Source organism: Selenomonas sp. GACV-9, from assembly GCA_900116485.1.
GTDB classification, from domain to species: Bacteria; Bacillota; Negativicutes; order Selenomonadales; family Selenomonadaceae; genus Selenomonas_A; species Selenomonas_A ruminantium_G.
This window is the reverse complement of the sequence record FPAX01000007.1, coordinates 43,645-56,292: the sequence shown is the minus strand read 5'-3', so window position 1 is coordinate 56,292 and position 12,648 is coordinate 43,645. Positions and strand designations below refer to the sequence as shown.

The 12,648-nt window shown below is 52.4% G+C and carries 12 protein-coding genes; all 12 read right to left on the bottom strand.

What is annotated here, in order from left to right; all coding sequences use genetic code 11:
- Window positions 1-14 precede the first annotated feature (14 nt).
- Entirely contained in the window at window positions 15-431 is a 417-nt protein-coding gene (locus tag BM322_RS07860) for a SoxR reducing system RseC family protein (RefSeq protein ID WP_075429430.1), read from the bottom strand.
- 819 nt (window positions 432-1,250) lie between these two features.
- Window positions 1,251-3,230 carry a penicillin-binding protein gene (locus BM322_RS07855; RefSeq protein ID WP_075429428.1) on the bottom strand — a complete coding sequence of 660 codons (1,980 nt, stop codon included), beginning with the start codon at window positions 3,228-3,230 and terminating at the stop codon, window positions 1,251-1,253.
- 9 nt (window positions 3,231-3,239) lie between these two features.
- Entirely contained in the window at window positions 3,240-4,388 is a 1,149-nt protein-coding gene (locus BM322_RS07850) for a toxic anion resistance protein (RefSeq protein WP_075429426.1), read from the bottom strand.
- A 17-nt stretch (window positions 4,389-4,405) separates the two neighbouring features.
- Window positions 4,406-5,374, bottom strand: coding sequence for a 5-bromo-4-chloroindolyl phosphate hydrolysis family protein (locus BM322_RS13690; protein WP_218154612.1), 969 nt, complete (start codon window positions 5,372-5,374; stop codon window positions 4,406-4,408).
- A gap of 123 nt (window positions 5,375-5,497) precedes the next feature.
- The gene (rlmH, locus tag BM322_RS07835) at window positions 5,498-5,977 is read right to left on the bottom strand and encodes a 23S rRNA (pseudouridine(1915)-N(3))-methyltransferase RlmH (protein WP_075429424.1); all 480 of its coding nucleotides are present in this window, start codon (window positions 5,975-5,977) and stop codon (window positions 5,498-5,500) included.
- Window positions 5,977-7,113, bottom strand: coding sequence for a S1C family serine protease (locus tag BM322_RS07830; protein WP_075429421.1), 1,137 nt, complete (start codon window positions 7,111-7,113; stop codon window positions 5,977-5,979). The genes rlmH and BM322_RS07830 overlap by 1 nt, the downstream gene beginning before the upstream one ends.
- Before the next feature lie 21 nt (window positions 7,114-7,134).
- Window positions 7,135-7,890 carry an MBL fold metallo-hydrolase gene (locus BM322_RS07825; RefSeq protein ID WP_075429419.1) on the bottom strand — a complete coding sequence of 252 codons (756 nt, stop codon included), beginning with the start codon at window positions 7,888-7,890 and terminating at the stop codon, window positions 7,135-7,137.
- A 115-nt stretch (window positions 7,891-8,005) separates the two neighbouring features.
- Window positions 8,006-10,039: an LTA synthase family protein gene (locus BM322_RS07820; RefSeq protein WP_075429417.1), complete on the bottom strand. Its 2,034-nt coding sequence runs from the start codon at window positions 10,037-10,039 to the stop codon at window positions 8,006-8,008.
- An 85-nt stretch (window positions 10,040-10,124) separates the two neighbouring features.
- Window positions 10,125-10,658 (bottom strand): hypothetical protein, encoded by a 534-nt coding sequence (locus BM322_RS07815; protein WP_075429414.1) that lies wholly within the window; start codon window positions 10,656-10,658, stop codon window positions 10,125-10,127.
- Window positions 10,658-11,686, bottom strand: a complete 1,029-nt coding sequence (locus tag BM322_RS07810; protein ID WP_075429412.1) for an ATP/GTP-binding protein — start codon at window positions 11,684-11,686, stop codon at window positions 10,658-10,660. Before BM322_RS07810 ends, BM322_RS07815 begins: the two co-directional genes overlap by 1 nt.
- Window positions 11,687-11,806: 120 nt before the next feature.
- The gene (locus BM322_RS07805; protein ID WP_143102208.1) at window positions 11,807-12,178 is read right to left on the bottom strand and encodes a hypothetical protein; all 372 of its coding nucleotides are present in this window, start codon (window positions 12,176-12,178) and stop codon (window positions 11,807-11,809) included.
- 222 nt (window positions 12,179-12,400) lie between these two features.
- Window positions 12,401-12,637, bottom strand: coding sequence for an acyl carrier protein (locus BM322_RS07800; RefSeq protein ID WP_075429409.1), 237 nt, complete (start codon window positions 12,635-12,637; stop codon window positions 12,401-12,403).
- Between the last annotated feature and the right edge of the window lie 11 nt (window positions 12,638-12,648).

The following is a 12,648-nucleotide window of genomic DNA, read 5'->3' as shown; positions in this document are numbered from 1 at the left end:
TCGCAATCTACGCGTCAATCCGTCAGGATTTCGACGATGACGGGTTTCATCTCCTGCCGTCTGGCCACTCGGCGGTCAAAGGAGCGCACAAAGGCCAGGGCCAGCACCAGCGCTATAACCGCGCCGCCCACGCTCCCCTGTGCCTCTGGCAAAGACAGAGACGGCGCCAGCCACCAGCCAGCCACAGCACCAAGCCCTGCACCTAGCAGCGGCAGCACGAACACGACAAATGCACCGACAAGCACATCCTGCTCCTGCAGTGCAAAGCGCACGCGCTGACCGGGCTGGGCCCCAAGGCTATTGACCGCCTCGACCATCACCTGACGGCTTGACGGGCACGCGCCGCAGCTCGTGCACTCTGCATGGCGACCGACTTTTATCTTCGCCAGCCCGTCATAGACCTCGACGACGAGACCTTGTTCCTGTTTCATTTGCTCTCCTCCCGTCTATCGATATACACTTACTCTATTCGACTCACATTCAAAATATCCTGTTTCCTATTAATTGTGAAAATTATATTTTACAGAAAGTTTCCCAGGCAAACACATCACATTCCTTGAGTCCATAAAATTGCAGTTTGTCTGTCAGTGCGTGCGGGAAGAACCCCTGAAAATACGCAGCTCGGGGTTCACGGGGTAGTACTTTTTCTGTTTCCGCTGAATGGACCGTACGGCTAGCTCTACGGACTCAGTTACCTGCTCCCGTTACCAGGTCGCGACGTACATAGTTCTTTCTAGGTTATGCGCTTACGGCCCAGTCCTGCTGCGCAGGACAGTCGCTCCAGACAGAAAAGAGCACTACCCCGTTCGCCCCTTTGGCAACGGAAATCTGAGATTGTACGAATCGTTTCTCCCGTAACAAGCACATCGATGTAATTCGTGGCCTATCGCCGGAACGGAGCAGGCTTATTCCAACATATCGGAGGGCGAGGGTGGGTACACTTTCTTCGTAGACGGAGCGATTGCCCGAACGCAGTGAGGGATGGCACGCGGTAGGTATAAACTAGAACGCCAAGATGTATTGGCGCGCCGCCGGCCTGCCCGGCGCATGTCCCTAAATACGTACAACCTATCAGCGCGGGTCATTTAGCGGAGCGAAGAAAAAGTGCACCCACCCTCACCCAAGCTGAGCTGTATCACGCTTATTGTAATCTCGTACTAAGCAAACAAACTGCAATTTTCCATAAGAAAAGTCCGCTGACACTTACCTGTGTCAACGGACTCATATGTATCATATTCCTATGTATTTCCCTAATCGGGCTTGAAGTACACCACGACGCCTGTCCCTTGGTCGACCAGCGTATTTACCGGGATGCTCTGCCCCGTCGCATAACCCGATCCTTCGCTGGTAAAGCTCAGCCCCTTATCGCTGGCGATCTTGGCTGCCTCGCGCAGGCTCTTGCCCGTGAAGTCAGGCATCACGATCTTGCCCTCAGGCACCTCGCCGTCGTATGGCTTGACCGGCTTGGGCTGCGGTGCAGTCTTTGACGGCTCCATATTGGCAAAGGGATCGCTTGACGGCGCGATGTGCATATAGCGGAACAGCTGGGCAAAGATGCGCCCCGCCACTGGTGCTGCAATCTGGCCGCCATAGTAGTTGCCCGTGCTCGGATCATCGATCATGACCAAGACCGTGAGCCGCGGATCCTCGACCGGCGCAAAGCCACAGAACGAAGCAATATAGCGCCCTTCCATATAGCCTGCACCATCCTCACGGATCTTCTGGGCCGTACCAGTCTTGCCGGCGATGCGGTAGCCCTTGACCGCCGCCTTCTGGCCGCCGCCGCTGGCAACGACCTGCTCTAAGAGCCCCACCAGCGTCTTATCAGTCGCCGACTCGATCGTGCGACGCACCTCCTGGGGCTGCCGCTCCTCGTAGACCGAGCCGTCGGCATTGCGGACGGACTTGACGATATACGGATGCAGCAGCACGCCATCGTTGGCAATAGCTGACATTGCCGTCACGAGCTGCAGTGGCGTCACGGCGATACTCTGGCCGATGGACATCGTCGCGATATCCGAGTCACGCATGTTCTCCGGCTCGAACAGGATGCCGCTCTCCTCTCCCGGCAGATCGATGCCCGTTGCCGTACCGAACCCAAACTTCTTAGCATAGTCGGTAATCTTCTCGGCACCAAGACGCAGGCCGACCTGAGCAAAGCCAGTATTCAGCGACTGCTTGACGACGTCAGTGAAGGTGACCGTGCCGAAACTCGTACCGCTCCAGTTCTGGATGCGGCGTCCCGATACCATGACATAGCCTGGATCCACAAAGACCTGATTCGGCGTTACGACCTTCTCCTGCAGTGCTGCACCAGCTACCACGGACTTGAAGGTCGAGCCCGGCTCATAGATGAAGGATACCGCGCGGTTCTTCCAGACCTCTGGCTGATAATCCCAGAACTTGTTCGGGTTGTACGATGGCCGCGAGGCCATCGCGAGGACCTCACCGCTCTTCGGATCCATGACCACGCAAGTGATGGACTTCGGATTATTCTCAGCCACGGCACGGTCGAGCTCCTGCTCGACGATGAACTGGATGCCGCTGTCAATCGTGAGCTCGACGGTCTTGCAGTAATCGCCACGATAACGGCGATTGCTCATGAATATTGAGTCAAGGATTGGCCGGTCCCGACGATCCGTCGTCAGATATTTTTCCTTGATCTCGCCTTTGAGCAGGCCATCCAAGGCCTGCTCGACACCATCGAGGCCCTTGTCGTCCGTGCCGACAAAGCCCAGCACATTAGCCGCCAAGGCATCGTTGGGATAATAGCGTTTGGCCTCATCGCGGAAGCCCAGGCATGACTGATACGACTTCTCGCGAATCAGCTTGCGCACAGCCTCGTACTCCGACTGCTCCATGCGCCGCTTCACCCAGACAAAACCACCACCGACATTGATGTCGTCAAGGATCTCCTGCTCCGGCTTGTCCAGTACCGACGCCAGATCAGACGCCAGTACCGCCGCATCCTCCACATGGTTGGGATCCACATAGAGGGACTTGGTCATCGTGCTGACCGCCAGCTCCCGCCCATTGCGGTCAAGGATTGCACCGCGCGGCGACTGGATCGCATAATCATGGCCGACCTGGTTCTTCATGCGCTCTGAGAGCTCATTGCCCTGTACGAGCTGCAGCCATCCATAGCGCAGGACGACTACGCCCAACACGACCAGCATCAGCATCGCCAGCCAGGTAATATGCTTTTGTGTCGTGTACCGTCTCTTATTCATTCCCGTCTATCACTCCCGGCGGCCGCTGCTCCTCAGCAGAGTCTCACGCAGACGCCCCTCTATCTGTACCAGCTCGGCCTCAGCCGCTTGCCGTTTTGCCCGGCCTTCCTGCTGGATTTTGATTGTCTCCTCAATGGTTGCCACAAGCTTCTCATTGACCTCGCGCACCGTCTCGATATCGACAACACCACGCTCATTCTCCCGGGCCGTCTCCACCGTATTCTGCTGCAAGAGCTCCGCATTGCGGCGCAGGAGCTCATTGGTCGCATCGGTCACAGCTCGCTGCATCTGCAGCGTCTGCTGCTGCGCCGACAGGCCCAGCGCAATGACCATCTGGTTCTTCCAGAGCGGGATCGTGCTGTAGATAGCCGTCTGCACACGATCGATGAGGGCCTTGTCGTTATTCTGGATCAAGCGGATCTGCGGCGCTGTCTGGATGGCAATCGTCTTGCTGATCTTGAGGTCGTGGACCTTCTTCTCAAACCGCTCGACGCTGCCCTCGAAGTCAGCCACGACCTGCACCGCCATCGGGTCATTGGCCGCAGCCGCCTGCGCCCGCAGTTTCGGCAGGGTCACCTCACGCATTTCCGTGAGCTTTTCCTCGCCGGCCTGGATATAGACCTGCAGCTGCTTGAAGTAGGCCAGATTCTCATCGTAGAGCTTGTCGAACAGGACGACATCCTTCATCATCTTGACCTTAGCCTGCTCGAGACTGCCCTGGATGCGATCCACCTGCACCGAAAGCTTGTCGTAGCCATTCTTGATATCCTCTGCCTTGCTCACGAAACCGCCGACAAAAGGCAGCTTGCCCAAAAGGCCGCCAGGCTTATGCCCTTCAAGGCCGCGCACCTCGGTCACAAGACTGCCGAGCAGCTCGCCAACCGGCCCGCTGTCCTTCGTGCGGACCTGTGTCAGCACGCCATCGGCAAACTCGGCAATCTTCTGCTGGGCCGGTGCACCGAAACTCAGCACCGCCGTCGAGTCGGTCAGATCAAGGCTTTCCTTGATCTTGTCAGCCTGCGCCCGCTCCTCAGGCGTCAACTGCAAGGTCTGCTGCTCGACCTGAGCCGTGAGCTCCTCACTCGATACTGCCACCGGCGCTTTAGCGCCCTCTGTTTCTTTCTTAGCCTTCATGAGATCTTCCAGATTGATATCCATCGTCATCACCTCAAAAATCAGCGGTAATACTTCTCATAAAAATCATCAACGGGCATGAACAGGTAGCGGACGCCCTCGATAAAGCCGATGAATCCCGGCAGGAACGTCCAAAACAGCACCAGATACATGATGCCCGCAAAGGTCTTGCCCTGATAGAACTTATGGGCACCGATGCAGCCAAGGAATATGGCCAGCAGGCTCATGATGATCTTTTCCTTGACGACATCGCCGCGCACAGCTGGCGGCACAATGCTGTAGCTGCCATGACCGCCCTTCATGCGGCCAGCACGCCCCTTGGTACTGGAAAACGGGATATCCTGCCGCGGCCGCTGGGGCTGTGCTGTTTGCTGCGCTTTCCCCTGTGACCGGCCGGGATCGTCAACAATGCCCTCGGACTCGAAATGCTGCTGCATCACTGTCATCTCGGCATCCATATCCATGAGCTGCGGCCCCATGACCTTTTCGAACTCCGCCGCATAGGCCTCATCGAATGCCGCCAGCGTCTCCTTGAGCCGCGTGCGCACCTGCCGCACCTGCTCCGTATCGAGCCGCGTCTGCTCAAGCTCGTAGAACTCCTCACTGAGGCTTGCCGCTCTGTCCTGGTAGTAGTCGATAAAGCGGCGCGCCACTGGCACACGGTCGGGGTGCTTTTCCAGATAGCGCAGCATGCTTGAGGACTCCTGCTGGATAGTCGTGAGCTGACGGCTGAGCTCCACATCGTGGATCTGCCGCCGCACATTCTCGATGCGGTCATAGTCTGCCAGTGCCTTCTGCCAGCCAGCCTCAGCCGCCTGCGCAAGCTCCGTGGAAAGATCCTCCGTCCGCAGCCGGCGCTCCTCGCTTTCACGCCCGGCACGCAGCCCCTGCACCAGCGACCAGCCGCCTGCAAACAACGCCGCCATCCCCAGCCGCGGGAAATCCCCGCTGACCCAATAAGCGCCAGCTGCCAGGAACAACAACCCCAGTCCTATATATAGATTCCGCATAGCGACAATTCCTCCCTGCCGTCTCACGAAAAAAAATAACAAAAACGACATTTATATCATACCACAAAACATCGTGGAACAACACCAAGAACAAAAGCCCTCCCCCGCAGGGGAAGGCTTTCCTCACCAATGATATTTCTCGCCACGATTGATCTTGAAACAGCGGTAAATCTGCTCGACCAGCAGCAGCCGTACCATCTGATGCGTGAACGTCAGCTGCGAGAAACTGAGCTTCTCATCGGCAGCCGCCCGCACCTCCTTGGACAGGCCAAAGGCACCGCCAATCAGGAACGTGATATTGCTGCGCCCCTGGATACCGAGCTGGTCAATCTTCTCCGCCAGCTTTTCCGATGGCATTTCCTTGCCGTACACATCGAGCACGAACAGATAGCTGCCCGCGGGTACGAGCCGCAGGAGTTTCTCGCCCTCCTTGGCCAGCACCTGCTCCTTCTCAGCAGCCGATGGCTCATCGGGCATCTTTTCCTCGTGGATTTCCTTGATTTCCACCTGAGCAAAGGGCCGCAAACGCTTCATGAACTCTGCGATGCCCACACTCAGATATTTTTCCTTGATCTTGCCTGCACAGACAATCGTAATCTTCATTACTTGTTATCCTGCGGCATTTCCTCGAGCACCACGTCCACCGTGCGCTCGGCACCATTGCGGTCGTACGTCACCTTGACCGTATCGCCGACCTTATGCTCGGCAATCTTGGCGCGCAGATCTGAGACGCTGTTCGTCTCCTCGCCGTTGAGCTTCAGGATGATGTCACCACGCTGCAGGCCAGCCTTGCCGCTCGGGCCGTTAAGGGTGAGCTGGAATACATAGACGCCCTTGTCGATGTTGAGCTGATAGCCATAGCGGCCAGCCGTCTGCGGATCGAAGACCGTGACGCCAAGATACGGACGGGCCACATAGCCCTTGCTCATGATCTCATCGATGACGTTCTGCACCGTATTCGTCGGGATGGCAAACCCCATGCCCTCGACACCATTGGCAGCGACCTTGGCACTGTTGATGCCGATGACCTTGCCGTCCGCATTGACCAGAGCACCACCCGAGTTGCCCGGGTTGATGGCCGCATCGGTCTGCAGGAGTTTCACGCGCTTGTCGCTGATGTCAAGGGTGCGGTTCAGGGCACTGATGACGCCACTGGTCACACTGCCCTGGAACTCCAGGCCCATCGGATTGCCGATGGCAATGGCCGGCTCGCCGACCACGATCTTGTCCGAATCCGCAAACTCTGCTGCTGGCAACTTGCCGTCGTCCACACGTACAACTGCCAGATCCGTCATCTCATCAGCACCGACCAGCTTGCCCTTGAGGCTGCGGCCGTCTGACAAAGAGACGATGATTTCCTTAGCACCGCTGATCACATGGTTATTCGTCACGATATAGCTCTTGCCATCATCATTCTTGAAGATGACACCTGAGCCCACGCCCTCGGTCTCCACAGGATTGTTGAACCAGTCACGGGCAATGGCCTTGTTCGTGATGCCGACCACCGTCGGCCCCACTGCCTTGGCCGCGCGCACCACTGGCGTGTTGCGCGCATCCGACAGGTTCGCTTCATTAGCCGCTGTCTGCTGCGCTACCGCAGCCGCTCCCGACGACGTTGTATTATCCGCCGAAGTTCCCGCCGAGCAGCCCGAGAACGAGACTACCGACATGGCAATCAGCAAAGCTCCGATAATATTCTTCTGTTTCTTGCTGCTATTTACATGAAAGAACGATTTCATAAAAATCCCTCCAAATTAGAATCACATCATCGACACCGTCTCCGTCTGGCTCGTCACCGCAAAGTCGATGGCAATGCCCTGACGGGAAAGGATTCCCTGTACCGTGTCCTTCGCCAGCTCCGGCCTGTTGTTTTCCTCCGACAGATGCGCGAGGAAAACCTTCTCAGGCTGCTTGCGCAGCCGTGCCAGCGCCCAGGCCGCATCCGAATTGGCCAGATGGCCGCGGTTCGACAGGATGCGCCGCTTGAGAGGCCACGGATACGAGCCATTCTTCAGCACCTCAGGATCATGATTCGCCTCAAGCACCAGTACGTCAGCGCCGTCAATCGCCGCCTGCACGCTCGCCGTCACGAAACCGAGATCCGTCGCCAGCGCCATGCACTTCGAGCCCTGGATGCGATAGCCCACGGGGTCAGCTGCATCATGGGAGGTAGAAAACGGCATAACCTGCACGCCGTTCAGCCGAAAACCATCCTCAATCGGACAAAGGCACTCAGCTGGCAGCTGCGCCCGGCAGCTCATATGCTCAAACGTTGCCCGCCGCGTGAAGATGGGCAGATGATACCACTTCGACAGCGTCGTAAGCCCTGCAATATGGTCGCGATGCTCATGGGTGATCAGCACGCCGTCAAGGGTCGCCGCATCCACATCCAGTGCCGCAAGAGCCTTCTTGATCCGCGTCGCACTGATACCTGCATCGATAAGCAGCCGACATCCATCCATCTCCACATAGACCGCGTTGCCCTTGCTGCCACTGGCCAGCACCGAAACCTGCATACTTTACTTCTCCTATCCTAATCCTTGATTCTGTAAACTACCTGCAAAAGCCCGGCGCCAAAAGCACCGGGCCAAAACCTATTATACACCAACCACAACAAATCTCATAGTCACATCATACCATCTGCCCGCGCCCGGCATCATCGAGCAGTTCCGGATGGCGCACCAGCCAACCAGTCAGCTCGCACCAGGCATCGCGCTCCGCACGGAACTGCTCGCCGTCACGCGCAAATGGCAGCAATCCTTCCGAGACTGCCAATTGCTGTGACAAGCCATCCCGATAATCACCAATCCAATCGCGTGTCATCCAGCAATACGGCGTGACGACATGGTCGACAGGCTCCGTCAGCGAGCTGGCAATCGAATGATACGTAAAGCCTGCCGGTGCAATGAGCTCAAACAGCGTCGGCATGATGTTCATATGACCGCCAATCGTATTCCCTGCCAGCATGTCCGCAGTAAGCTCGGGGTGCGACATGGCAAAGGACGTCAATACCCGCTCACGCAGATTCGGCTCCGTGCGGCCAACCACACCGCACTGGAACGGAATAAGCCCCGTGGTATGGTCACCAGTCACAACGAACAGGCTGTCCGGATATGCCGTCTGCATCTCCTCGACAAACTTGATCAGTGCTTGATCCGCATACCAGATACCAGCCATCTGTTTCATCATCTTGCCATGTTTCAGCAGGGCCTCCGGGGCATCGGGCATGACCTTTCCTGCCGAGAATCCATACTCAGCATAGGGCATATTATACGGGCCATGATTAGACGTCGTATAAAGGAAATGGAACACCGGCTGCTCCACATCCTCCTTCCGGATTATTTTCGCGGCCTGCTCAAGGAAGATATGGTCGTAGACACCGAGCCAAGTCTTCGGTGAGCCTTGCGGACAGAAGTCCGGGCCTCCATGCCAGGCATCAAACCCGATGGCTGGCACGAAATGCTCCAAGCTGCCCCAGTTGAGGCCGCCACCATACCAGAACTCTGTCCGGTACCCCAGCCGTTTCAACTGCAATGGCAGCGATATAGGGATATTTCCGTACCAGAACGCCTTGTTCTCGTTGAGTTCCATATCTGCATCATAGATACCAGCCAGCAGACTGACCAGTGACGGCTGGGAAATCATGCCCGCAGGCAAGAAATTATCCATAACCACCGTATGCGCCTGGCTGCGGTAACGACAGCTTGCTGCCATCAGATTCAGATACCCATAGGGAGCATCAAAGGGAGCCTGTCCATGACTCTCAGCCAAGAGGAAAAAGATATGCTTGGGCTTGCTGATCCTAGGCCCCTTTGCCTGATGCTTGAAAGGTGCCCACATGCTTTCCGAAAACAGCTGCTTTGAGGAAAGGACTGGCTGCAAAACCTCAAGAGCCTCATCATCCGTATGCTGAAGCGCCTCACTGACCTTACGCTTGCACGCTAGCTCAAAGGCAATCAGGTCATCCACCGTAGCCTTGCCCATGAACATATCATCCTTAACGATTGGCGGGACCTCATCCCACTCTGGTTTCTGACGATGGCGCAGCGTACCGCCATAACGCAGCCAATAAAAGAACAGCACCGCAGCCAAGAATACTACCGTATTGAGCCCATACTGCAACCATGACGACGAAAAGGACAGATATGGCAGGCTCGGCAGCTGAAGCAGGCAGCTGCCTGCCTGCCAGCTCAGCCAGGTATAGGGAATGTAGCCGAGAAGGATCCATGTACCATGATTCTGATTGAAGAAGATATCGATGAAATTCTTCTTATCTGCATTACGTCCCAGCTTCATTGTCGGATTGAAAGTATCATGGAAATGATAATAGAAGATCATCTTTCCCATAAAGGCCGTATACAAGACCACCAGATACGCCGTCACCCCCACAAGACGCACAGTGTCGCTCAGAGCATGATACGCCGGTATGAATGCCGCCGGTAATGAAACCAGCACCAGCAGATACAGATACACATAAGCATTGAAATCCATGCCCCACCAAAAACCATAGCGGAAACATGTAAACCACTTACGCCACTCCCCCGCAGGACTCTTCTTCGGCCCATAAACCAATATGAACGCCAGCCGAAAAAGCGCACAAACCGCCGGAGCCAAAAGTACCAGCTTGATATCCTGCTGTAATCCTGCCCAAAACCACGAAAACATTCCTTGACCTCCAACATCCCAGATGACTAACGATAACCGAAAACGTACTATTCCTGCTACGCCCAATCAACAAACGATCTTGACTCTAAACGCTAATCAAGCCTCGTTTCTGCGCAGTTGTGCGATTTATTACTACAATGTCTAGTTTCCATATTTTTCTCAGTCGCAATAATCTTCGTTCCAACTCTGCTTTTGGTCCCATCATCCATGCCTCTTCTGCCTCAGGAGAGGTTATCACCAAAGCAAATGTTAACTTTGCGAATCTCATATGTACCTTATCATAGAAATTGTGTCCCAGCTCTTCCTTATCAGGATATCTCCCCAAGATAGCTGCAATGAACACATTCACAGAATCCTCCACTTTTTGTGTAATATCCGCAAAATATTCTTCATATTTGATTCTCTTTTCCTCTGATTCCTCTTTGTTCTCTTCATTGGGGCATGTTTTCTTTGCTTCTAACAGTACTATATTCTTCCCTTCATTCCTCAAAAAAATAAACTCTACTGTTTTCAGCCCAGCCCCCAACGATTGATACAACTGCGATTCTTCAATATGAAATAAATCATCCTCTTGAAACGGGCCAAAATCAACCTCAGATTCCGTAATCACCTTACTCATCAAAAAGCTGCCTCCACCTCATCACGATACAAAGAAACGAACGTTTCCATGATTGCATTATGCTTCAATAACGTGAATTGCTCAGATGATTCACAACATAACTGTCCACCATCATAATACAACGAATGATACTTCACTGAATCAGTGTCTTTGCTATTAACATCTAAATACTTACTCAAAAAATAATCGTGGGTGGAAATAAAAACCTGTACACCATTTCGTTGCAATGCCAACAATAAGTTTGTGATGATTGGAATCGATGATGGATTAATATTCGCCTCCGGTTCATCCCAAAATAAAACAGAATTATTATCCACCGCACCATTTTTTACCAAAGTCCACAACAAAGCCAGCTTCCTTACTCCTTCAGAGACCAGACTGAATTCTTGTTTAGAACCAGCTACCCTCAAGAAAAAAGTGTCCTTGTTGGCATCATATAAGACCTTGCCACCTAACATTTTTTCTATATCCTTCAGCATCCTGCTCTTATCTTTCGCATCTCTACCCACACTGATATCTACCTTAGCAGCATTGAGTATATCCAGATACGTATCATCAAATCGAACATTACCGCGTTCTACAGCAGCTGAAAGATTGTAATTATTCGATAGCACTTCCTTTGCAGGAATAAACACCATACTGTCTGATGCAAAAAGCTTCTCCCATTTTTCCACACCAAACACGTCAGCTTCCCACTTTTTCGTTTTGGCATGAAAATTCATCTTCAACTGTGCCTTTGCCGAAGGGGCATCCCCAATAGCTGTAATCTGTATATCAGCCGAACGATTACCACGATGTCGGCTTACAAGTCTGCTGATTTGCCAGTCCAAAGGCATCATCGTGCGCACCAATTTATTCGGGAAAGTTATGCGTCCATTCGCACACATTCCTGCAGAATACAGCAGCTTCATCAAATGAGTCTTGCCTGTACCATTCTTGCCAATAAAAATATTTATCCCTGGGGCAAAAGACATTGGCATATCTTCAAATACAGTATAATTCGTTAATTTTACATCAGTAATCCTCATAACAACGATCTCCTCAAAGCTGCATAATCAATCCGAATCCACTTATTTCATCCTTAAAAATATCAGTTATATCAACTAACAATCTACACCTAAGATATTCCATATGTTTTCATTTGTGTATTAAGCAAAAAAATCTTTATACAGTCCCCTCACCAACCTAGGCACTGCAAAAAACATCAAAACCACCATACTGACAATAACAATTATTTGAAGAGGCATCATCCACCCAGCATTACTAATCAACAGATTTATTTTATCGTTAATTGGCATTTGAAAATATGTCAAATTTGCAACATATCCTAACATCGTAAAATATAGAACAATACTTTGGACAGTCATATTCCCAATATTAGATTCAACGTCTACTACTTCAATATTCAAATCATTTAAATACGGATAGTCAATCATCCCAAATGAAAACAACATTATAAAAGCCACAAACATCCCCGTATATAGCCACAAGAGTGCATATTTATATGTACCATCATCCAACGCTTTATGCTCATTCAAGCACCACATTGGCAGCAGTAAAACTACCCCTAAAAACATCAGAGCCAGACAACTTTTTATACAACCTTTTCTATAATAACCGACTACAAAATATCGATAACATCAAATATTCAATACATGCAAAAGCACATAACAATTACACACATCAAAAAAAGCACCAACCAGTTCAATCAATTATCAGTCAAACAAATAATTATCCTACCATCACTCACAATATCTCTCCATCATTTTTACCATATGTCTTATAGTATTAAAATTCTCTGGCACTATGTCCTCCGGTTTGATTTCAATCTTAAAATCCGCCTCAAAATCAGCCACTATATTTACAATATCAAATGAATCAATATAACCTCCATGCAATAAATCTTCATTTACATCTGTTGGAATCTCATCATTAAATGCCTTAATAATATCTATTATTTTACACTCTAAATTATTCATGGTAATTCTCC